This window comes from Deinococcus sp. (assembly GCF_018260555.1).
Lineage (GTDB): Bacteria > Deinococcota > Deinococci > Deinococcales > Deinococcaceae > Deinococcus.
Genome location: NZ_JAGLBB010000055.1, coordinates 1 through 21,771, shown reverse-complemented (window position 1 = coordinate 21,771; position 21,771 = coordinate 1). Strand labels below are relative to the sequence as shown.

Below are 21,771 nucleotides of genomic sequence, written 5' to 3'. Positions count from 1 at the left end.
GAAAGTACGTTGGAGCGGGAATGGAGAGGTTCCGGTGCTTTCCCGGCATGGCGCCATGTGAGCTTCAAGGTACTTAGAACCGGCATTCGCTGTATCAACCACCACTGTTTCCGCGGCGGCCCTTACCGCACGAGGCGCACGTCGTCGTGTTCGGCCATCATGCGCAGGAAGGCGTCCACGTACTGCGGGTCGAACTGACGGCTGGCCTGCATGCGAATCTCGTTCACGGCGCGGTCGCGGGTCCAGGCGGGCTTGTACGGGCGGGCGTTGATCAGCGCGTCGAACACGTCGATGATGGTGAACAGGCGGGCCGTGTCGGGAATGCTGGGGCCGCGCAGGCCACTGGGGTACCCGGTGCCGTCCCAGCGTTCGTGGTGGTACCGCACGAGGTCCAGGGTCTCGGCCGGCAGGAAGTGCAGGTCCTGAAGCATGTCGTACCCGATGATCGTGTGCGTCTGGATGACCCTGCGTTCGTCCGGGTCAAGCGGGCCGCGTTTGTGCAGGACTCCGTCCGGAATGGCGAGTTTGCCCAGGTCATGCAGGTACGCGCCCCAGCGCAGGGCCTTGACCTGATCCTCATCCCAGCCGAGGCGGCGCGCGAGGCGCACGCTCATGCTGACCACGCGGTTGGTGTGACCGCCCGTGTCGTCGTCCCGGCGTTCCAGCGCGGCGCCCAGCGAGCGTAGCGTCAGGTCGTTGGCGTCGCGCAGGTCACGAATGGCGTTCCACTGACCCAGTTGCGCGCCCAGCAGGCGGGCGTAGGCGGCCACGACACCGGTCTCGTCCTCGCCGAATGGACTGCCGTCGTCGCGGGTCAGAATGAGCACGCCCAGGTGGGTGGAAGCGCGGCCGTACACGGGAGCGACGTGGTAACTCTGCCGCTGGGGTTTTTTCAGCAGGGCCAGCGCTTCCTCGGCCACCCAGTGATCGGCCTGGACGCTGCGGCTGTCGTTATCGCTGGGATGGATGGGCCGTTCCAGGAAGGCCTCAAAGGCGCCCTTGGCAGCCAGGATGTGCGGCGTCCCCTGACGGTACGCGACGAACGCGAGGTTCGGGGCGACCTGAAGTCTGTCCAGAATGCCCACCCCGGCCCGGATGATGGCGTCGGCGTCGCGGGCCTCGGCAAGGCGTTCGCTGCCAGCGCGCAGGGCGTTGATGATGTTGCGCTGCCACGCGACCTCGCTCAGGGTGACCTGTTCACGCATCAACATCAGGCCCAGGCTGCCAATCATGATCAGCGCGCCCAGCAGGTCCAGTGGGCCTGCGGCGTGACCGGGCAGAATCAGCGAAACGAGGAATCCGGCCGGATAGGCGACCAGGGCGGACCAGCGCAGTGGGCCCCGCAGGCCCCCGGTGGTGGCGGCGATCAGGACGGCGCTGGCAGCCAGGAGACCCTGAAGGTCTGCGTAGGCAGCGTAACCCAGAAGGACAACAGCCAGAAGCAGCAGCAGGGAACTCCACGGGGGCGTGCGGGACACGCCACCGAGTGTAGCACCGTCAGGAACTCCGGTTAAACGTTTTGTTCACCTCCCACCAACGCTGTGCGGAACTGCGTACAGGCAGGCTAAAGGATACGAACTGCCGTCTGTTTCGTTCTCAAGCCGACCATATGTTGGGGTCCGGCTGTCAACCGGGTCAGGCCGGTTGGGGCATCCCGATGATGCGGTTGCGCGCGTCCACCAGCACCACGGTCGGTTGCAGGGTACGGGCTTCCTGGTCGCTGTAGTTACCGTAGGCGGCGATGATGACCATGTCGCCGGGTTTCATGAGGTGCGCGGCGGCCCCGTTGATGCCAATGACGCCGCTCCCGCGCGGGCCGCTGAGGGCGTAGGTGCTGAGGCGGTTGCCGTTGGTGATGTTGTAGATGTCCACCCGCTCATTCACGAGGATGTCTGCGGCGTCCAGCAGGTCCTGGTCAATGGTGACACTCCCGACGTAGTCGAGGTCCGCCTGGGTGACGGTCGCCCGGTGAATCTTGGCCCTGAACATGATGCGTTCCATGAGCGGGCATTGTACCTGTCCGGCCCGGCCCGACTGGAAGGGACGTTACGGGACGGGCTTCTTATAGCGGTTTTCGGTGCCGTTGAGGGACAGGCATCACACTCCTCCAGGCCTTTTACGGGGCCTTTTACGGGTTCCACTTCATACCGTAAAGGGGGGCTCATGTTCCTGCTCGTACCCGCTCGGATTGATTCGGAACCGCACCGAATCAACCGCAGTCGGCATGAGACGCACTGCCGACCGGGGTTTAGCTGCCGGGCAGGGTGCCGTCCACAAACACGGTCTTCTGATCGGTGTAGTGCACCTGACCGGCGGGCGCGCCGCGCGGTTTCCACACGTGTTTGATGCGGGTGTAATCAACGGGAACGTTGCTGCTGCCGCGCGCCTTGCTGTTGGCGGCGGCCAGCCGGGCGGCGAATAGAATGTCCGGCAGGTCCAGCTCGCGCGCGCCGCTGCGGACCAGCACGTGACTGCCGGGGTAGCCCTGCGCGTGGAACCAGAAGTCCATACTGCGCCCCAGACGGTGGGTCAAGGTGGCGTTCTCCTTGTTGTTGCGCCCGACAATAGCTTCCAGGCCCGAGGGTGTCACGAAGCGCGTACCATAGGGGCTCTTCTCGGGTTTTTCACTCTGGACCTGCGCGGCCAGCGCACTGAGCTGTTCCAGTGTGGCGAGATCCAGGTCGCGCACGCGGGCTTCGGCTTCGGTCAGTTCGGCGCGCAGCGGCCCTTCGCGCTCGGCGAGGCGCAGGTACACATCCTCGCGGCGGCGGGCGCGGGTGTAGCGTTTCTCGGCGTTCTGCACGGCACTCAAGTTGGGTTCCAGCGCGACCGCCCGCTCACCGCTGCCGTCGAATGTATTCAGGGTGACGCTGCTGGCGCCGGGCGTCACGGTGTGCGCGTAGGCCATCAGCAGGTCGGCTTCCTCGCGGTCCTGTGCGGCGTCGCTCAGGCCAGCCTCGGCGCGGGTCACGTCGGCCAGCTGGTTACGCAGCAGGGTCACGCGTTTCTCCAGCGGTTCGCGCAGCGCCCGGCGCAGCGTGGCGGCCTTCTCGCCGCGCGCCGCCTCGCGCGCCCCGCCTTCCATGACGCCCTCGCTGACGGTCGGGTCCAGGGTGAGGGCCTGCACGGCAGCCAGCGCCTCCGGCCAGTGCTCGCCCGGCGGCTGGTCGGGGCTCAGGCCAGCGCGGCGGGCCAGTTCGGCGCCGAGCAGGGGTCCCAGGCCGTCGAGTCGCTCGCGCCAGCGCCCGATAGGCAAGTCGGCCAGTTGACGCGCCTGATCGGCGCTCAGGGTGCGCGGATCAAGCTTCTCGTAGGGGGGCGGCGGCGTGTACGGCCCGCCCGTGCGGATGGTCCGGAAGCGGTTGCGGCTGCCCGTGATCTCCCGCGCGGCCATGACCACCCGGCCTGAAAAGCCCTGTCCGGCATCCAGGACGAGCAGGTTGGCGTTGCGGCCCGTGACCTCGAACAGCAGGCGGGTGGGGGCCTGATCCACGAACCCCGTCTCGCCGGCAAAGTGCAGCGCGATCACGCGGTCGAGTTTCAGCTGCTCGGCGGCCAGCAGGTCGCCCCGCACACGGTTCGCCAGGAAGCGCTGGAAGGGACTGCGCGGGTCGCCCCGCAGGCGTTCGCGGGACAGGAACACCACGGGTTGCGGCGGCCGGTACGACAGCACCAGGTTGGTGCGGCTCAGGCCCGCGCCTTCCAGAAGCAGCGCGGCCGTGGTCTCGTCCGGGAACACCCAGCCGAGGGTGCGCAGGGGCAACTGCGGACTCAGGTCACGCAGCACCCGCGCCAGCATCAGTCCTTCCATGCGGGGCCTCGGGGGTGGTACAGGGGTGGGCACATCATCCGGGCATGCTACCGCTCCGGGCGCAGCGGGCGCGTGCATGAACTGGCGCAGGCGGGCGGAAACAGAGCACGGTGGCTGGCAGGGAAGCCGGTGCTCTCCCCTGCACACCCTGCCCTGCCACAGCAGCAGAGGGCAGCGCGGTCCCCCGTATGGAGAGCCGCGCCGCCCTTTGCCCTGTCGGCACCGTAAATCAGCTGCTGGTTAGAAGAAGTTGCCGATGCGGAAGTAGAACTTGCCGCTGCCGGTCTGGGGGCTGAACCCGTAGTCGAAACGCAGGCTGGGCAGCAGCGCCCCGCCGATGCCGAGGTTCAGCTGCACGCCGGCCCCGACGCCGTACTTCAGATCAAAGTTGGTGTTGGCGGCCGTGGCACTGCCCCAGGCGCTGCCGGCGTCCGCGAAGACCACGCCGTACAGGCCCTGCGCGATGCCGGAGTTCAGGCCGAAGTCGTAACGGTACTCGGCGCTGGTGGTCAGGTAGTTGGTGCCGAACAGTGCGCCGTCGTCCAGACCGCGGATCTGGCGGGAGGCGTTGGCGCTGCTGCCGCCGCCGATCGAGTAGCCGGTGCCGGTGGGCGCCGTAACGGCACCCAGGGTGGTCCCGGCGTTGGCGCGCACGGCGAACACCTGCTGTCTGCTGGTCACGCCCAGGGATTTTTCCAGGGTGCGGCCCAGGCCGTAGTAGGTGCTGACGCCGCCTTCCAGGTCACCCCAGCGGACGTTCTCGTTGTTCTGACGGCCAAAGTTGTACCCGGCGGTCACGCCAGCGCGCACGCCGCGGTCGGGGAACTCGGGGTTGGTGGTGCTGTCGTAGCTCAGGCCGGTGCTGACGCGGGTGGTCAGCGAGGAATCTGGGATCAACGCGGTCACAGAAGCCTGATCGAAGGTGCGGGTCTGCTCGGTGCCGCTGGCGTCCTTGTACTTGACGACGTTTTCCTTGTCTTTCAGGGCTTCGATGTAGTTCGTGGAGTACCCGGTGCTCAAGCTGACGCGGCCGTACAGGTTCCGGGCGAGGCTGCGTCCGGCGCTGACACTGAAGGAGTTGCTGCGGGTGGTGTAGTCCCACCCGGTGTCGGTCTTGGCGGGCGTGTCGGTGTCGGTGCTGATCAGGGGGTTGTTGCTGACCACGTTCGATCCGGCGCTGACCGACAGGCTGGTGGGGGTCTTGCGGAAGTCCAGGAAGTCCAGGTCCAGCCAGGGAATGGTGTACGAGACGTTCCCCACGAGGTTCTGCCCGGCGTCGTTCTGCAGGCCGCCGACCGAGACCGTGAAGTTATGAGCCAGGCCGAACACGTTGTTGTTGGTGTATCCAGCGTCACCGCCGAAGCCACCCGCGAAGGAATCGTAGGTCAGGCCCAGCCTGACGGGAATGCCGGTAGTGGTCTCGGCGAGGGTCAGCAAGTACGTGACGTTCTCGGGGTTCGCGGGGTCGCTCCGCACGCTCTGCGTGACCACACGCACGAAGCCCAGGCGGCTGATGCGGCCCAGCGCGTCGTACAGTTCCTTCTGGTTGAAGGCCTTGCCGGTTTCGGGCAGTTCGCGCAGGATCACGCGGTCTTTGGTGTTGTGCTTGCCCTGCCACTGCAGTTCGTAGCCGGCGACCCGGACCTCGTGAACGTTAAAGACCAGCGCGCCGTTCTCGAAGGTGATGGCGTCGCGGGTGCTGATCTCGTACCCAGCCTTGCGGTAGGCGTCACGCAGGGCCAGGAAGTCGTCCTGGGCCAGCTGAGGGCTGTACACGTCGCCCACCTTGGTCTTCACCGCGGCCAGCAGGGCAGCGCTGGGGACCAGGGTGTTGCCCTTGACCGCGATGGTCTTCACGGGGCCGCTGGACACGCCGGCCGAGCCGAACAGCACCGTCACCTGACCGGGGTTCTGGGGGTCGGGCTGAATGGCAAAGCCCACGGGCTTGCCGGTCTGGTTGGAGAGGGTCCGCACGTCGGCCTGGAGTCGAGTGAGGCTGACGGGCTGCCCGGCGGCCGACTGCAACGGCACGCTGGGGTTGCCCAGGTCGCTCAGGTCCACGGCGGTGATCTTGCCTTCCAGCGCGCGGACTTTCAGGACGCCGCCCTGGAGGGTGGTGGTCTGGGGGTTCACGCCGGACTGGATGTACCCGGCCTCGTCGTACGCCTGCTGGAGCTGCTGCACGGCGGTGTAGTACACCTCGGGCGTGAATTTGCGGGCGTCGTAGAGAGGTTTGAAGATGGCCGTGACGGTGCTCGCCGGGATCAGGGTGACGCCCTCGACCTCCACGCGGGTGATGGGCGCGGTCTCGTCCACCACAAAGTTTACGGTGACGCTGCCGTCGGATTCGGTCTTCACGCTGGCGCTGATGTTCGGCGCGAACGGGTAGCCTTCGCCCTGGAAGTTACTGGCGAGCGCCGTCTTGGCCTCGTCGATCCGCTGGGTGTTCAGGGTGGCGCCGGGCGCGATGTTCAGCAGGTCGCCCACGCTCTTCTTGAAACCGTCGGCGGGCAGGAACGTCAGGCCGGTGATGGTCACGTCCTTGATGGTCGGGTTGGGGACGACCGTGATGACCAGGGTGTCCTTGCCGCCCACGCTGCGCAGCTCGGCCACGGCGCTCTTGAAGTACCCGCTGGCCACGACCTCCTGCTCGACCTGACGCAGGTTGATGCTGGACAGCGGCGCGCCGGTCTGGGCACTGAGGGTGGCGCGGATAAAGTTGGCCAGCAGTTCGCTGGTTCCGACCACGGTCACGTCCTGCACGGTCCCGGCCGTCTGGGCGACAGCGGGCGCGGCGAGGAGGACGGTCACGGCGAGCGTCATGGGGTGTCGCATTCTTCTCCTAGTTTCGCACGGAACCCGGAAATCGCCCCCACCGGGGAGAAGGGCTGGGGGCAGGGCGCGGCGAGCACTGCGCTCACAGTTGCCGCTGTGACCCTGAGAAGGGTGAAGGTTTGCTGCGTCGGGCTTGCGAAGCGGTGCCAGCTGCGGCCAGGAAGGCACGCGGGGGGTCGGGAAACACCTGGGTAACAGGCTCCCAGGCGGCCCGCCACGCCCGAGCGCGGGGACGCGTACTTGAGTGAGTAGGCCGCGTGAGTGAGAATGGCAGACGTGACCGCTCATCAAGGCAGGCTGCGCCGCCCCGCCCCGGCCCCGGCTGGAATCGTTCAGATTCCGTCTGTTTCGTTGACCACTCCCAACGATGCGGGGTTGCCCACTCCACGCCCGGAGTCCGCTTCGCGCTCATTCCCCTTTGCTCGAATGGCAGGGTTTTTCGCCACCCATTCCAGCGGAGGAAGGAGCGACACCGCGCCAGCCGCCATCCGTCCGGAGCGGCCTTGAGTGTTCCAGCCGTCCTGACGGCCATCCGTGAAGCCGAGGCCCAGGCGGGCCGCGCCCCCGGCAGCGCCCGGCTGGTGGCCGTCACCAAGGGGCAGGACCTGCCCAGCATCGAGGCTCACGTGCTGGCGCACGGCGCTTTCCCGCTGGGTGAGGGCCGGGCGCAGGAACTGCGGGACAAGGCCGCGCTGCGCCCGGACCTGGAATGGCATTACATCGGGACGCTGCAGCGCAACAAGGTCAAGTACCTGCGGCCTGTAACACTGGTACACGGCATCGAGGCCGCGTGGCAGGCCGAGGCCATCGCGCAGGCCGCGCAGGGCTGGGGCCACGCGCCGGACCTGCTGCTGCAAGTGCATAACGGCGAGGCCCAGAAGCACGGCGTGGACGGCGCGGACCTGCCGGGCGTGCTGCGGCAGGTGCAGGCGACCGGGCTGCGCGTGCGCGGCCTGATGGTCATGGCGCCCGATCACGCAGGCCCGGACGACACGGACCTGGGCGGCGCAGAGCGAGAGGCGCGGCTGCTCGCACTGTTCAAGGACACGGCCCGCCGCGCCCACAACCTGGGTCTGTCAGAGTTGAGCATGGGCATGAGTGGGGATTACCCGCTGGCCGTCCGCGCAGGAGCCACCCTGGTTCGGGTGGGAAGGAGTCTATTCTCGTGAAATTCACCCCCCTGGACGTACGCCATCAGGAATTTCCGACCCGCTTGGGCGGTTATGAACGGGCGTCTGTCCGCGCGTTCCTGAACGACCTGTCGGATGATCTGGAAACGCATCTGCACCAGCATCAGGCGCTGCGGGAGCAGATCACGGGCCTGGAACGTCGGCTCGAGGAGCAGCGCCAGAACGAGGACGAAATCCGCCGGGCGGTCGTGGCGGCCGAGCGGATCTCGAATGAACTGCGCGAAAACGCCGCGCGTGAATCGGACCTGATGATCGCCCAGGCGAGCCTGCACCGGGACTCGGTGTTGCGGGACGCCGAGGCCCGCAGCGCCACGCTGGAAAGCGGGCATCAGGCGCGGCTGGCGGCGCTGGAGGCCGCGTTCCGCAGCCGTTTCGCGGACCTGGAACGCGACCACCACCAGTTGACGCTGGAGCGCGAGCGGGCGCAGGCCGAGCGGCTCGCGGCGCTCGAACGGACGTTCACGGAGCGGCACTCGGAACTGACCTCGCGCCTGACCGGGGCGCGGCAGGAGTACACGCAGTTCCTCAGCGGGTACCGGGCGCTGATGTCGTCCTTCTCGGACCTGTCGGCGCGGCACGTGATGCCGGACGACGCCGCGCTCCCCGCGTCCACGCTGCCGCAACACGCCACACTGGAAGGCGCCGCGCCGCCCGAACTGAACGCCGCGCTGCCCCAGCCCGACCCTGCACCCGACCCTGCACCCGGCTCGATGAACGCCCCCGTGAGCGCCACCCGCACGGCAGGCCCGGACGCGCAGGCGGACAGCCTGCCGCTCGAACGGATCGTGCCCGGCATGGCCGCGAGCGAACCCCCGGTTCCGGACGAACCGGAACGGCGGGAGGATGAGCCGGACGGCCCGGTAGGGCGGGTTGAAGGGCAGCAGTTCCTGTGAGCGACCCGGCTGCCACGCCGCCAGCCCAGGCGCTGCCCACAGTCACGCTGCCCGTCTCGGACCCGGCGTTCGTACGCGACCCGTACCCGCTGCTGGCGAGTCTGAGGACACAGACGCCCGCGTTCGTGGACCCCGGCATGAACCGATTGGTGCTGACCCGCCACGCGGACATCAGCGGTGTGCTGCGCGACCGCCGGTTCGGGCGCAGCGCCCTCCACCGTTATTCGCGTGACGAGCTCGGCTGGCCGCGCCCGGACCCGGCACAGGCGAACTTCGACGCCTTCAACTCCAACCATCTGCTGGACAGTGAGCCGCCCAGGCACACGCGCCTGCGCTCGCTGGTGCAACTGGCGTTCACGCCCCGCCGCGTGGAGGCCTTGGAGGGCCGCATCGAGACGCTGCTGGCCGCGCAACTGGAAGGCCTGCGGGCGCAGGGGTCGTTCGATCTGGTCAGCGCGTACGCCGAGCCACTGCCCGTAACGGTCATCGCGGAGTTGCTGGGCGTGCCGCAGGAGCACCGCGCCCTGCTGCGGCCCTGGTCGGCGGCCATCGTGAAACTGTACGAACCGTCGGCAGGGGCGGCGGATCAGGCGGCAGCAGAGCAGGCCGTGCTGGATTTCAGTGCGCTGCTGCGCGAACTGGCCGCCGAGCGCCGCGCAGAGCCGCGTGACGACCTGATCACGGCGCTCGTGCAGGTCGAGCAAGGCGGCGACCGCCTGAGCGCACAGGAGTTGATCGACACCTGCATCCTGCTGCTGAATGCCGGGCACGAGGCCAGCGTGAACGGCCTGAGCGCCGGCGTGCAAGCCCTGCTGCGCGACCGGCGGCACTGGGAGGCGCTGGTGCAGGCCGCCCCGCACGAGGACAGCCTGCCGGTCTTCCGCCGCGCCGCCGAGGAACTGCTGCGCTTCGACACGCCCCTGCCGATGTTTGAGCGGATCGCGCTGGAACCCCTGACTCTGTGCGGCGCGACCCTGAACCCCGGCGACCGCGTGAGCCTGCTGTACGCCAGCGGCAACCGCGACCCGCAGCGTTTCGAGGCCCCGGACGAGTTGCGCCTGGACCGCGACCCGAACCCGCACCTGACCTTCGGGCTGGGCATCCACTACTGCCTGGGGGCGCCGCTGGCCCGCCTGGAACTGGCGCTGAGCCTGCGCGCCCTGTGCCGCGCCCTCCCGGACCTCCACCTGAGCGGCCCGGACGCCGCGCAGTACACGGGGGGCTTCGTGATTCGCGGCCTGGACCGCCTGACCGTGCAGGTCGAGTAGACCCCACCGTGAACGCGGCTGTACCCACAGCGGCGCAGGTCGAGGCGCGGTGGCCGGTCGGCACTGTCCAGTCAGTCACGCCGCTGGGCGGCGGCAGCGTGAACGCCGCGCGTCCTGCCCACCCACTCCGGCGACACCGTGACCGACCTAAACGGCCACTGGGCGGCGCTGTTCGAGGTGGCTCCCGGTGCGCCCATCCCGCGTGCCCGCCTCACCCTGGCCCACGCCGGGGCGCTGGGCGCGTTCCTGGCCGACCTGCACGCACGCCTGCCACGCCGCGTGGACTTTCCCGTGTCGGGGCTCGGCCCGCCCGCCAGCGCCGGGGCCACCCGGCAGGAATGACGGCAGGTCGAGGCAGCCATCCTGGCCCTCCCCCACCCGGACACGGTGGACAGCTGGGCGCTGGCCCGCACCCGCGAGCGCCTGGCGCACCTGCACTCCGCGCCCGATGACACTCCGGTGGCCGACCACCTGCCCCGGCGTTTCCTGCACGGTGACTATCACGACGGGAACGTGTTCTTCCTGGGAGAGCGTCCGGCGGCGATCATCGACTGGGAGCAGCCTCGCCTCGCCCCGCGCGCCTGGGAGATCGTGCGCGCCCTGCACTTCTGCTTCGCGCTGGACACCGTGCCGGGGACTGCGTTCCTGCGGGCTTACCGGGCGCACCAGCCGCTGGCGGCAGATGAACTGCGCGCCGGTGCAGAGCTGTACGGCGCGCTTCAGGAACGCGACATCTGGACGTACCGCAGCGTGTACCTGGACGGCAACCCGGCGCCACGGGCCTTCATCCGTCCGCCGCCGTACCGTCCGTTTCCGGCGTTGTGGCGGGAGGCCGGGCTGCGCTGACCAGACCGGCGAACGGTTCCCACCACGCCGCTGCCAGCGAGCCGCGCTGCGCCTGCGCGTGGGCCTCGTCGGGGCGGTCCAGGGCCAGCAGGGCCAGCACGCGCGCCGGACTGCCCGGATCGCCCCGGTCCAGGGCCTTGGCGGCGGTCGCGGCGGCCTTGCGGCTGTTCAGGGGTTTCTGCGCGTGCGCCAGCACGGCCAGCAGATACGGGTCGGCGGGCTGGCCGGTCATCTCGGCGACCTTCAGGCCCTCGGCCAGGGTGCGCAGGGCCTCGTGGTGCGCGCCTGCCCGCAGGTGGTACTCGGCCAGCAGGGTCGCGGCGGCCACCAGCGCCCCACCGTCACCGTCGGCGCGGGCCAGGGTGCGGGCGTGCGTGGCCTGCGCCAGTGCGTCCGGAGCGCCTCCTTGCTGGGCGGCGCGGGCGCGCAGCAGGGCCGGACGGGCGGTGTCCGGCAGACCGCTCAGGGTACTCAGGGCGGCGTCCGGGCGGCCCAGGCGCAGGTGCGCGGCGGCCAGCAGCAGCGGTTCGTCTGTCCATTCCAGGGTCAGGTGCGGGCGGCCCAGCGCGAGCGCCCGCGCCGCCGCCTGCGAGCCGCTCGAGACGGGCAGGATGGCCAGCGCCATACGCGCCTGCCCGTCACCCAGGGCCAGGGCCGTGTCCAGCGTGTGGGCTTCCTCGGCGCTCAGGGCGGGCGGTTCCGTCATGCGCGGCAGTATTCCACGGGGTGTGGGATAAACGCCGCTGTCCGGGCCAGGCAGTCCCTATGAGTCGCCGGGATATGGGTTCAGCAGGGGGTGTTCAGTCGGTGGGCTTCAGGCGCTCAGGGCCAGGTCAAGCCCGAGGAAGCGCCACAGCAGGCGGCGCGGAACGCGCAGGCCACTGGGATGTTCGACGGCACCGAGGCGACCGTCACGGATCCAGCGGCGCACCGTGCGTTCGTGCGTGCCGGTGAATTCAGCGACCTCGCTGACCTTGAGAAACTTGGGCATGTTCTGGTACTGGTCGGATAAGGTCATGGCGGGCCTCCTCAAACGAAGTCTCAAACGAACCGGGGCTCATCCCCACGGAGCAAAACAAGGTGGGGCCACCACACGGCAGCCCCACACGCAACACCTTCAGTTTTCAGCACACGGCGAGTCTCACTCGCGCCGCCCGGCCCGCCGCACCAGGGGAGCGGAGAAGGGTGGGGGGCGGTCACTCGTTTCAACTTGCGAGGAAGGTATCACACGCCGGGTCAGGGGCAGGTCAGGATTTCCGGGCCTTGTTCCCCAGGCAGTACCGTTCCGCACGGAACGACTGCCACGCCGGCGCCGACAGGCTGGTGTGCGGAATAGGCTGATACGCAGACGCCCTGAGCACCTAAGTACACTGCGTTTATCTTGTCGATAAACCGCGCGGAGCGCGTAGCGGAAGAAAGTACGTTGGAGCGGGAATGGAGAGGTTCCGGTGCCTTCCCGGCATGGCGCAGTGTTAGCTTCAAGGTACTTAGCAGCACCGCGCGCTACAGTCGGGCCTGATGAGTCTCCTGTCGCAACTGTCGGGCACGTTCGTGAATGTCGGCGCGGTCCTGCTGGGAACATTGCTGGGCCTGACCATCGGGGCGCGGCTGCCTGAGCGCACGCAGCGCACGCTGCTTCAGACACTCAGTCTGGTCACGCTGTTCATTGCGCTGGACATGGCCGGCAGTCTGGACAGCGTGACCGGCGGCCGCATTCCGGGCGTGATTCTGGCCCTGATCAGCCTCGCGGCGGGCGCCGTGATCGGTGAGGCGCTGGGAATCGAGGAGGCGCTGGGCCGCCTGGGCGAGCGCCTGAAACGCCAGTTCCGGGGCGGGGGGCGCTTCACGGAAGGGTTCGTGGCGGCCAGCCTGCTGTTCTGCATCGGCCCGATGACCGTCATCGGCGGGCTTCAGAACGGCCTGACGGGCGACAGCAGCACCTACGTCCTGAAAAGCACGCTGGACGGCATTGCCGCCCTGGCCCTGGCCGGCGCGTACGGGATCGGGGTGGGCTTCAGCGCCCTGACGGTCCTGCTGGTTCAGGGCGGCCTCAGCCTCGCGGCCGGGAGTTTCGCGGCGGGCCTGCTGGGCGGCGCGGACCCCGCCATCCTGAAAACCAACCCGTACGTGCTGCTGCTCACGGGCGCGGGTGGCCTGACCATCATCGGCATCAGCTGGAACCTGATGCTGGCCGGACTGGGCATGGAAGACCGCCGCGTGCGCGTGGGCAGCCTGCTACCGGCACTCGTGCTGGCCCCCCTGGCCCTGTGGGCCGCGACCCGCCTGACCGGCTGATACGGATTCCGATTGACTCGGTGCAGGCCCGAGTCAATCCGAGCGGATGCGAGTGGGAACAAGATAACGCAACAGGCGGCAGTCCGACTGATGCGGATTCCGCTTCAGCTGAGTTTCGCCTTGAATTCCTCGTACCCAAACGACTTCACGCATTCGTACGACCCGTCCACGTGCAGGATGCCGATATCCGGGTGCTTGACGCCGTTGAAGAAGGTCGTCTTGACCATCGTGTAATGAATCATGTCGTCGAACACCACGCGGTCCCCCACCGCCAGGGGCCGGCCGAACACGTACTCGCCGACCACGTCGCCCGCCAGGCAGGTCGTCCCGCCGATCAGGTACGGGTGGCCGACCGCGCCTTCGCTCGTCTCACGGTGATGATCGAGTTCCGGCGGGTCTCCCGCGCCCAGAATGCGGGGCCGATACGGCATTTCCAGCACGTCCGGCATGTGCGCGGATACGCTGACGTCCAGCAGCAGGGAGTCTTTGACGTTGTGCACCACGTCCAGCACGCTGCTCACCAGCCACCCGGTCTGCCAGCCGAAGGCGCTGCCGGGTTCCAGGATCACGTGCACGCCCCACCGCTCGCGGAAGGCGCGGACCACGCGGATCAGCCGCGCGAGATCGTAGCCCTCACGGGTCATCAGGTGCCCGCCACCGAAGTTCACCCACTTCACCTGCGAGAGCACATCCCCGAAGTTGCGTTCCAGCACTTCCAGCGTGCGCTCCAGCGTGTCGCTGTCCTTCTCGCACAGCGTGTGAAAGTGCAGGCCGTCCACGCCGTCCATCAGGTCCATGCGGAATTCACGGCGCGTGACGCCCAGACGGGAATACGGTCCGGCCGGGTTGTACAGGTCCGTCTCGACCTCGGCGTACTCCGGGTTCACGCGGATGCCCACGTGCACCGTCCGGCCCGCCTCACGCGCCGCGAGCACCTGCGGCCTGAAGCGCTCCCACTGACTGAACGAGTTGAACACCAGATGATCCGCCAGCGCCAGCACCGCCGGGAACTCCGCGTCGCTGTACGCCGGGGCGTACACGTGCACCTCGCCCTGCATCTCCTCGCGGGCCAGACGCGCCTCGTTCAGACTGCTGGCCGTCGCACCCGTGATTCCGTACTCACGCAGTAGCGCAAAGGCCGACCACATCGAGAACCCCTTGAACGCCACGATAATCTGCGCGCCACTCTCGCGCTGCACATGCGAGATCAGGGCCAGGTTCCGGCGCAGACGGGACTCGTCCAGCACGAACGCCGGACTGGGAATCGCCGACCAGTCCACGGAATCCACGGGCGTCACGGCGGGCAGGGCTAAATCAATGACAGTCACGCCCCACAGCCTAACCGCTGCGGGGCGCGCCGAAGGTCAGCGGGCGTTCAGTGCCGCCCGGAATCAAGACCGAACGGAAACGGGGCGGCCTTGCGTCACCCGGCTGGCCCGTTGGGTGATCCGGCAACGAATTTCAGGGTCTGCTCGGGGGTGTCGTCGTCGCGGGTGAGGGTGGGGACGAGGGTACTGGTGCTGAGGCCAGCGGCGTAACGGACGTCCTCGCCCAGGCCCAGGCGGCTCAGGTGCTGCCCGTGGCCGCTGCTGCCCAGCGCCTCCAGGGGGTTGCCGCTGTTGCGGCGCACGGTCAGGGCGATGCGGGCGCCATCGTCAATGCTGAATTCACCCATGGCCAGCAGGTACTCGGCAAGTACGCCGGCCGCGTACACGTCTTCCAGGCCGATGTGGTTGTCGGTGCCGGCGCAGACGATGGCGATTTCCTCGGTGGCGGCGGCGCGGGCACGGCGGGCGGCAGCGTGCGCGTTCGTGAGCGACGCCAGGAACACGTGCTTGCCGCTGTTCGCGGCGGTGTGGGCGGCGCCCGTGCCGTTGGTGGTGTTCATGACGACCGTCTTGCCGGTGAAGTTCTGCCCGGCCGCCTCGGCGGGGCTGTTGCCGAAGTCGAAGCCGGGGATGGGCAGGCCGCCGCGTTCCCCGCCGAGCAGGTACGGCGTGCTTTCTCCTTCGGGGCGCAGGGCCAGGGCCACTTCGGGGGTGGCGGTCAGCAGCAGGGCCTCGGCGCCGCGTTCGAGGTACGCGACGGCAGTGGTGGTGGCGCGCAGCACGTCAATGATGACGACGACATCCGGGTAGTTGCCGTGCGGGAGAAGATCAACGCGCAGCCGCATGTTATTTCAGGGCCTCGCGCAGGCGTTCAAGTCCGGCCTGGGCGCCGTCCCCGCCGAAGACGGCGCTTCCGGCGACGAGGTTGCTGGCCCCGGCGTTCACGGCGGCGCGGGCGTTGGTGGGGCCCACGCCGCCGTCCACCTGCAACTCGGCGGCGCTGCCGGCCTCGTCGAGCCAGCGGCGTACGGTGCGGATACGCTCCAGGCTGTGCGGAATGAACTTCTGGCCGCCGAAGCCGGGATTGACGCTCATGATCAGGATCAAGTCCACATCGTTCAGGAGGGGTTGCAGGGTTTCCAGGGGCGTGCCGGGGTTGAGGGTCACGCCGACCTTCTTGCCGAGTTCGCGGATCTGCTGCGTGGCGCGGTGAATGTGGGGAGTGCTTTCCACGTGAACGGTCAGGCCGTCCGCTCCGGCGTCCGCGAAGTCCTTCAGGTAGCGTTCCGGGCGGTCGATCATCAGGTGAACGTCCATGAACAGGCTGCTGGCGGCGCGCGCGGCGGCCAGGATGGGCAGGCCGAAGCTGATGTTCGGCACGAACTGGCCGTCCATGACGTCCACGTGCGCCCAGTCGGCTCCGGCGATGGCGTTCAGTTCCTCGCCAAGGCGACTGAAATCGCTGGCGAGGATGCTCGGCGCGAGTTTCACGCGTCTGGAGGAATCGGATTCGGCAGTCACGCGTGTCAGTCTAACATTCCTCACGTTACGCCAGGAACAGATGTCCGATTCGCCATTACATGTGCTACGGATTGCACTTCATGAGGCCGCAGTCGGGAAGGCAGTCGGGAAGGCCGCCGCGTGCGGCTCCACACCGCCCAGCGGCGTCCATTGTTCCTGCTCGCATCTGCTCGGACCCAGCAGCGTCGTAAGGCATTCAGTCGGAGTCTGTATCGTAGACCCAGCCAGTGTCCACCGCAGAGCGCCCAGGCACGCCGCCTGGGCGCTCTGTTCACGCGGAATCAGCGGCCGAAATACGCGGTCAGGCTGGTCTTGGCGAGCACCTGACCGTTCAGCATGAAGCCCAGCACGGCGGGGGTGGTCCCGGCCGGCAGATTCAACCTGCCGCTCAGGGCGTACAGCGTGAACACGTAGCGGTGCGCCTGATCTCCGGCAGGCGGGCAGGCGCCCACGAAGCCGGGCTGGCCGCCCTCGTTGTTCAGTTGCTGCGCTCCAGCGGGCAGGGAGCCACCGGGGTTCCCGGCGCCCTCGGCCAGTCCGGTGGCCGTGGCGGGAATATTGAACACCGCCCAGTGCCAGAACCCGCTGCCGGTGGGGGCGTCCGGATCGTACTTGGTCAGCACCAGGGATTGCGTGCCGGCGGGAACGCCGGACCAGTTCAGGGCGGGGCTGACGTTCGGGCCGCTGCACCCGAAGCCGCCCGCGACCTGCGCGGCGGGGTAGGCGCCGCCGTTGGCGAAAGTGGGGCTGGTCAGGCTCAGGCCCATGCTGGTGGCGCTGGGCGCAGGCTGCGCGACACTCAGGCGCTGGGCGGGGTTCAGGCCCGCGTTACCGGGGTTCGCGCCGCCGATCATGGCAGCGGGGGCGCACGAGACCAGACCAAGGGCGGCGGCGATCACGGCAGCGGCCTTACGGACAACGGGCTGGATGGGCTGCGGCTTGAAGGGCTGGGGCATCTGGGATCCTCCGGACAGGGTGTGGGCTGTAAATGATCACCAGTGGGCGATCTGAGATGGTGGGCTGCCGACTGGCCGCGCAAAGGGGAACAAGGTGCTGTGAGGCTAAACGATGGGTCACTGCGGACCGCTGGCAACGCACACAATTTGAAGGTCCGCTCAGGCTGATACGGATTTCGATTGATTCGGTGCCGTTCCGGATCAGTCCGAGCCGATGCGAGTAGGAACAAGGTACGGATTCCGCGACATGGAACCGCAGGCGGCACTTTTCCGACTGTGGTGGAATGGAGCGGCAGTCCATATGACCTGTCGGCCGACCGGGTTCGCGCCCCTGTCACGCACAGGGGAACGCCCGGCTCCGTAAACCGAACGGGCGTTTGAGTGCGTGGCATGATGGGCGCATTAAGTCGTTTCAGTTTGGGAGTGCGTGGCCCGCGCCTCTCACGCCTCTCCTGACCTGCTGGAGGTCCACCGCATGACCCACCCCACCCCACCCCAGGCTGCCGACCTGAACGCCTGGAAGACCCTGGCCCGCAAGGACCTGCGCGGCGCGGAGCCCGACACCCTGAACCGCGTGACGCCCGAGGGCCTGACCCTGAAGGCCCTGTACACCCGCGCCGACACGGACGGCCTGGACACCGATACCGTGCCGGGCCTGCCACCGTTCACGCGCGGCCCCAGGGCCACCATGTACGCTGCTCGCCCCTGGACCATCCGTCAGTACGCGGGCTTCAGCACCGCCGAGGCCAGTAACGCCTTCTACCGCCGGAACCTCGCGGCCGGGCAGAAGGGCCTGTCGGTGGCCTTCGATCTGGCCACGCACCGTGGGTACGACAGCGACCACCCGCGCGTGGTGGGCGATGTGGGTAAGGCCGGGGTCGCCATCGATAGCGTCGAGGACATGAAGGTGCTGTTCGACGGTATTCCCCTTTCAGAGATGTCGGTGTCCATGACCATGAACGGCGCGGTCCTGCCGATCCTGGCGGGGTACATCGTGGCCGGGCTGGAGCAGGGGGCCACGCTGGATCAACTGTCCGGCACCATCCAGAACGACATCCTTAAAGAGTTCATGGTGCGCAACACGTACATCTACCCGCCCGCGCCCTCCATGCGGATCATTGCGGACATCATCGAGTTCACGGCGCAGCAGATGCCGCGCTTCAACTCGATCTCTATCAGCGGGTACCACATTCAGGAAGCCGGGGCCAACGCCGCGCTGGAACTCGCGTACACCCTGGCGGACGGGCTGGAGTACGTGAAGGCCGCGCTGGGCAAGGGCCTGCACATCGACGAGTTCGCGCCGCGCCTGAGTTTCTTCTTCGGGATCGGCATGAACTTCTACACCGAGGTCGCCAAACTCCGCGCTGCCCGGATGCTCTGGAGCGAACTGATGGCCCCCTTCGCACCGGCGAACCCCATGAGCCGCGCGCTGCGCACCCACTGTCAGACGAGCGGCTGGAGCCTGACCGAGCAGGACCCGTACAACAACGTCATCCGCACGACCGTCGAGGCGATGGCGGCCGTGTTCGGCGGCACGCAGAGCCTCCACACGAACTCGTTCGACGAGGCCATCGGCCTGCCCACCGACTTCTCAGCCCGCATCGCCCGCAACACGCAGCTCGTGATCCAGGAAGAGACGGGCATCCCGGACGTGATTGACCCGTGGGGCGGAAGTTACCTGATGGAACGCCTCACGCATGACCTCGCGCAGAAGGCGCGGGAGCTGATGCGCGAGGTCGAGGAACTGGGCGGTATGGCGAAGGCCATCGAGAGTGGCGTGCCCAAACTGCGCATCGAGGAGTCGGCCGCGCGCAAGCAGGCCCGCATCGACCGGGGCGAGGACGTGATCGTCGGCGTGAACCGATACCGCCCGGCCGAGGCGACCAGCGTGGACGTGCTGGACATCGACAACGCGGCCGTGCGCGACTCGCAGATCGAGCGGCTGAACCACGTGCGCGCCCACCGTGACGCGGCCGCCGTGAAGGCCGCGCTGGACGCCCTGGAACACGCCGCCCGCAGCGGGTCAGGCAACCTGCTGGCCCTGAGCGTCACCGCCATGGGGGCGCGCTGCACCGTCGGCGAGGTCAGCGACGCCCTGGAACGCGCCTGGGGCCGCCACTCCGCCGAGATCCGCACGCTGAGCGGCGTGTACGCCGCCGGGTACGAGGGCGACGAGGGCTTCGCGGCCCTGCAGGGCGAGATCGAGGAATTCGCCGGGGCCGAGGGCCGCCGCCCCCGCATCCTGGTCGTGAAGATGGGCCAGGACGGACACGACCGGGGCGCGAAGGTCATCGCCACCGGATTCGCCGACCTGGGCTTCGACGTGGACGTGGGCCCCCTGTTCCAGACGCCCGAGGAGGCCGCCCGGCAGGCCATCGAGAACGACGTACACGTCGTGGGCGTCAGCAGTCAGGCAGCCGGACACAAGACGCTCGTACCGCAGTTGATCGCCGCCCTGAAAGCCGAGGGCGCGGGCGACACTCTGGTCGTCGTGGGCGGCGTCATTCCGCAGCAGGATTACGAGGCGCTGCGCGAGGCGGGCGCGGCCGGGATCTTCGGCCCTGGCACGCCCATCCTGAACAGCGCCCGCGAAGTGCTGCGCCTCCTGCGAGACCGCCAGACCGCGTGAGCGATCCCCAGCGCGCCCCGACGTCCCCCACGCGATCACCCGGCCCAGACGTGGCGGGCGGCAGGCTGCGGCGGCATGGCGCTGGGGACGCCGGGGTTCACCGTGGGCGTCCGGCTGGTTCTGCCCTCGCTGGGCATGGGGTTCGTGCTGATCCTGGCGGGCGGCGGCCCGGACGCGAACGACACGCTGCCGGGCACCCGCTTCGGCAGCGCACCGGCGTACGGGTCGGGCGTGCTGCTCGTGGTCGGTCTGGTGGTCTTTGCCCTGTCTTCCTGGTTCCGTCCGGCCGGGCGTCCGTGAGCCTTCCCGTCTGCAACCCGCGCCGCACTGACCGCGTACCTGCCGTCATGCATCCCTGCACAGAGTCCCGCCTGACGCCCCGAGTGCTGGCTGTCCTGACCCTGGCGGTCCTGGGTCCCTGCAGCGCGGCGGGCCTTCCGCCCGCGCCTTACAGGGACGCGGCCTCCTCTGCTCCGGCGTCTGCGGGGGGCCTGCGGGCCTGCGTGGTCGGTGAGACGCTCTACCAGCTGGACCGCGCGGGGAGGGTGCGGAGCCTGTCGTACGCGCGGCTGGTCCCTGACAATACGCTGCGGGTGCGGCAGAGTTACGACCGCAACGGGAAGTTGACGGGCGCGTCGGTGCAGTGGTCGGGGTTCGCGGGTCTCCTGCTGAACGTGCGTGGCGCGTTCGACCGGCAGGAGCGGCTGGTGAAGGAGACAGGATTCCGGGCGAAGGGGCTGGACACGCCGCTCCGGTCGTACCTGCGGACCGTGCCGAAGGAGCTGACGTGCTGAGCCGCTTGGTGGTGGGTGCCGCGCTGCCCGGCGGGACGGCCCGGCTGGTCAGCCTCTCCCCCGCTGCGTCCGTGAGGGCGGTCGTGAGTCGGACCGACGCGGCTCTGGGCGGGTGGCGGTCATCCTGGGGTTCGTCCGGGTGGGACCCGGAACGCACCGAGCGCCGCTTCCCCTGGCCGACCCTGGAGCGGGAACTGCGTCCCGCCGAACCGATTGAGAGGAGCACGTGTCTGCCGCGCCGCATCCCCTGACGCTGCCGCTCCTGTCGGGGAACCGGCGGGCGCTGGCGAAGGCGATCACGCTGTCGGAGTCCACGCGGCCCGAGCATGAGGCGCAGGCGCAAACGCTTCTCTCGGAGGTGCTGCCCCGCGCCGGGCGGTCCATCCGGGTGGGCCTGACGGGCGTGCCGGGCGTGGGCAAGAGCACGTTCATCGAGGCGCTGGGAGTGCGGCTGGCCGACGCGGGGCACCGGGTGGCGGTGCTGGCGGTGGACCCCAGCAGCGCCCGCACGGGCGGCAGCATCATGGGCGACAAGACCCGCATGCCGCGCCTGACGGTGCACGAGGGCGCGTTCATCCGCCCCAGCCCGAGTGGGGGCACGCTGGGCGGCGTGGCGCGCCGCACGCGGGAGGCGGTCACGCTGTGCGAGGCGGCCGGGTACGACGTGATCCTGGTCGAGACGGTGGGCGTGGGCCAGAGTGAGACGACGGTGGCGGCCATGACGGACCTGTTCGTGCTGCTGACCCTTCCGAACGCGGGGGATGAGTTGCAGGGCATCAAGCGCGGGATCATGGAACTCGCGGATATCTGCGTGGTGAACAAGGCTGATACGAACCCGCAGGCGGCAGTCCGGGCGCAGACGGAACTGCGCACGGCCCTCACCCTCCTGACGCCGCATGACGCGCCGTGGCGTCCGGTGGCGCTGCGGGCCTCCGCGCTGACGGGCGAGGGACTGGACGGCGTGTGGAATGCCGTCGAGGCGTACCGCGACGCCGTGGATCTGCTCGTGAAACGCCAGGGCCAGGCGGCGCAGTGGTTCGACGAACTGCTGCGCGAGGCGGCGTGGCGGGCGTTCCAGTCGGGCGTGGACGGCGCGCAGGTGCAGGCGCTCCGCGCGGACGTGGCAGCGGGGCGGTTGACGGCGGTGCAGGGCGTGTCGGCGCTGCTGGACGGTCATACGGATTCCGATTGATTCGCTGACACTCCGGAACTTCACCGGATTGTCGGTTCCACGTCCGGAACCCGTTTCTCTCCCACTCGCATCCGCTCGGATTGAATGGTGTTTGCAGTCTATTCAATCGGAGTCCGTATTATACGGAGTCCGCTAAATTCCACCACAGTCGGAAAAGCGCCGCCTGCGGCTCCACACCGCGGACTCCGTATGCTGTTCCTACTCGCGTCCGCT

Annotated in this window: 21 protein-coding genes; 11 read left to right on the top strand and 10 right to left on the bottom strand. The window is 68.7% G+C overall.

The genetic code is table 11. The annotated features are described in order from the left end of the window. Positions 1 to 122: 122 nt before the first annotated feature. The 4 genes from QZ271_RS11005 to QZ271_RS10990 form a co-directional block, all read right to left on the bottom strand. Positions 123 to 1,478 carry an HD-GYP domain-containing protein gene (locus QZ271_RS11005; protein WP_291431380.1) on the bottom strand — a complete coding sequence of 452 codons (1,356 nt, stop codon included), beginning with the start codon at positions 1,476 to 1,478 and terminating at the stop codon, positions 123 to 125. A gap of 157 nt (positions 1,479 to 1,635) precedes the next feature. Continuing rightward, the gene (panD, locus tag QZ271_RS11000; RefSeq protein ID WP_291431378.1) at positions 1,636 to 2,001 is read right to left on the bottom strand and encodes an aspartate 1-decarboxylase; all 366 of its coding nucleotides are present in this window, start codon (positions 1,999 to 2,001) and stop codon (positions 1,636 to 1,638) included. A gap of 247 nt (positions 2,002 to 2,248) precedes the next feature. Next, positions 2,249 to 3,811: an NFACT family protein gene (locus QZ271_RS10995; RefSeq protein WP_291431377.1), complete on the bottom strand. Its 1,563-nt coding sequence runs from the start codon at positions 3,809 to 3,811 to the stop codon at positions 2,249 to 2,251. Between the two features lie 240 nt (positions 3,812 to 4,051). Further along, a complete protein-coding gene (locus QZ271_RS10990; RefSeq protein WP_291431375.1) occupies positions 4,052 to 6,646 on the bottom strand; it encodes a POTRA domain-containing protein in 2,595 nt (864 codons plus the stop codon). 503 nt (positions 6,647 to 7,149) lie between these two features. Here QZ271_RS10990 and QZ271_RS10985 point away from each other — a divergent pair. From QZ271_RS10985 to QZ271_RS10965, 5 genes are all read left to right on the top strand, one after another. Continuing rightward, positions 7,150 to 7,815, top strand: a complete 666-nt coding sequence (locus QZ271_RS10985; RefSeq protein WP_291431373.1) for an alanine racemase — start codon at positions 7,150 to 7,152, stop codon at positions 7,813 to 7,815. Beyond that, complete coding sequence (locus tag QZ271_RS10980) at positions 7,812 to 8,729, top strand: DivIVA domain-containing protein (RefSeq protein WP_291431371.1); 918 nt, start codon at positions 7,812 to 7,814, stop codon at positions 8,727 to 8,729. Before QZ271_RS10985 ends, QZ271_RS10980 begins: the two co-directional genes overlap by 4 nt. Further along, positions 8,726 to 9,997 (top strand): cytochrome P450, encoded by a 1,272-nt coding sequence (locus QZ271_RS10975; protein WP_291431369.1) that lies wholly within the window; start codon positions 8,726 to 8,728, stop codon positions 9,995 to 9,997. The genes QZ271_RS10980 and QZ271_RS10975 overlap by 4 nt, the downstream gene beginning before the upstream one ends. 138 nt (positions 9,998 to 10,135) lie before the next feature. Further along, on the top strand, positions 10,136 to 10,339 hold the full coding sequence (locus QZ271_RS10970) for a hypothetical protein (protein WP_291431367.1): 204 nt from the start codon (positions 10,136 to 10,138) through the stop codon (positions 10,337 to 10,339). Between the two features lie 45 nt (positions 10,340 to 10,384). Continuing rightward, positions 10,385 to 10,843, top strand: coding sequence for a phosphotransferase (locus QZ271_RS10965; RefSeq protein WP_367114369.1), 459 nt, complete (start codon positions 10,385 to 10,387; stop codon positions 10,841 to 10,843). Here QZ271_RS10965 and QZ271_RS10960 read toward each other — a convergent pair. Both QZ271_RS10960 and QZ271_RS10955 read right to left on the bottom strand, forming a co-directional pair. After that, complete coding sequence (locus QZ271_RS10960; protein WP_291431365.1) at positions 10,782 to 11,549, bottom strand: hypothetical protein; 768 nt, start codon at positions 11,547 to 11,549, stop codon at positions 10,782 to 10,784. The two genes, QZ271_RS10965 and QZ271_RS10960, sit on opposite strands and share 62 nt — an antisense overlap. A gap of 108 nt (positions 11,550 to 11,657) precedes the next feature. Beyond that, positions 11,658 to 11,861, bottom strand: a complete 204-nt coding sequence (locus tag QZ271_RS10955; protein ID WP_189063717.1) for a helix-turn-helix domain-containing protein — start codon at positions 11,859 to 11,861, stop codon at positions 11,658 to 11,660. A gap of 500 nt (positions 11,862 to 12,361) precedes the next feature. On the opposite strand from QZ271_RS10955, the gene QZ271_RS10950 reads away from it, so the two are divergent. Continuing rightward, complete coding sequence (locus QZ271_RS10950) at positions 12,362 to 13,138, top strand: DUF554 domain-containing protein (RefSeq protein ID WP_291431360.1); 777 nt, start codon at positions 12,362 to 12,364, stop codon at positions 13,136 to 13,138. Between the two features lie 104 nt (positions 13,139 to 13,242). On the opposite strand, the gene nspC is transcribed toward QZ271_RS10950, so the two are convergent. From nspC to QZ271_RS10930, 4 genes are all read right to left on the bottom strand, one after another. Beyond that, a complete protein-coding gene (nspC, locus tag QZ271_RS10945) occupies positions 13,243 to 14,466 on the bottom strand; it encodes a carboxynorspermidine decarboxylase (RefSeq protein ID WP_291431358.1) in 1,224 nt (407 codons plus the stop codon). Between the two features lie 95 nt (positions 14,467 to 14,561). Beyond that, on the bottom strand, positions 14,562 to 15,311 hold the full coding sequence (locus QZ271_RS10940; protein ID WP_291431357.1) for a 2-phosphosulfolactate phosphatase: 750 nt from the start codon (positions 15,309 to 15,311) through the stop codon (positions 14,562 to 14,564). Between the two features lies 1 nt (position 15,312). Beyond that, positions 15,313 to 15,996: a ribulose-phosphate 3-epimerase gene (gene rpe, locus QZ271_RS10935; RefSeq protein ID WP_291431384.1), complete on the bottom strand. Its 684-nt coding sequence runs from the start codon at positions 15,994 to 15,996 to the stop codon at positions 15,313 to 15,315. 272 nt (positions 15,997 to 16,268) lie between these two features. Then, positions 16,269 to 16,943 (bottom strand): YbhB/YbcL family Raf kinase inhibitor-like protein, encoded by a 675-nt coding sequence (locus tag QZ271_RS10930; protein ID WP_291431355.1) that lies wholly within the window; start codon positions 16,941 to 16,943, stop codon positions 16,269 to 16,271. Between the two features lie 475 nt (positions 16,944 to 17,418). Here QZ271_RS10930 and scpA point away from each other — a divergent pair, with 475 nt between their 5' ends. The 5 genes from scpA to meaB all read left to right on the top strand — a co-directional run bounded on the left by scpA (position 17,419) and on the right by meaB (position 21,558). Further along, the gene (scpA, locus tag QZ271_RS10925) at positions 17,419 to 19,572 is read left to right on the top strand and encodes a methylmalonyl-CoA mutase (protein ID WP_291431382.1); all 2,154 of its coding nucleotides are present in this window, start codon (positions 17,419 to 17,421) and stop codon (positions 19,570 to 19,572) included. Positions 19,573 to 19,647: 75 nt separating this feature from the next. Then, a complete protein-coding gene (locus tag QZ271_RS10920) occupies positions 19,648 to 19,872 on the top strand; it encodes a hypothetical protein (protein WP_291431354.1) in 225 nt (74 codons plus the stop codon). A gap of 47 nt (positions 19,873 to 19,919) precedes the next feature. Further along, a complete protein-coding gene (locus QZ271_RS10915; RefSeq protein WP_291431353.1) occupies positions 19,920 to 20,366 on the top strand; it encodes a hypothetical protein in 447 nt (148 codons plus the stop codon). Beyond that, positions 20,360 to 20,617, top strand: coding sequence for a hypothetical protein (locus QZ271_RS10910; RefSeq protein WP_291431351.1), 258 nt, complete (start codon positions 20,360 to 20,362; stop codon positions 20,615 to 20,617). Before QZ271_RS10915 ends, QZ271_RS10910 begins: the two co-directional genes overlap by 7 nt. After that, positions 20,593 to 21,558 (top strand): methylmalonyl Co-A mutase-associated GTPase MeaB, encoded by a 966-nt coding sequence (meaB, locus tag QZ271_RS10905; protein WP_291431349.1) that lies wholly within the window; start codon positions 20,593 to 20,595, stop codon positions 21,556 to 21,558. Before QZ271_RS10910 ends, meaB begins: the two co-directional genes overlap by 25 nt. The last annotated feature ends 213 nt before the right edge of the window (positions 21,559 to 21,771 follow it).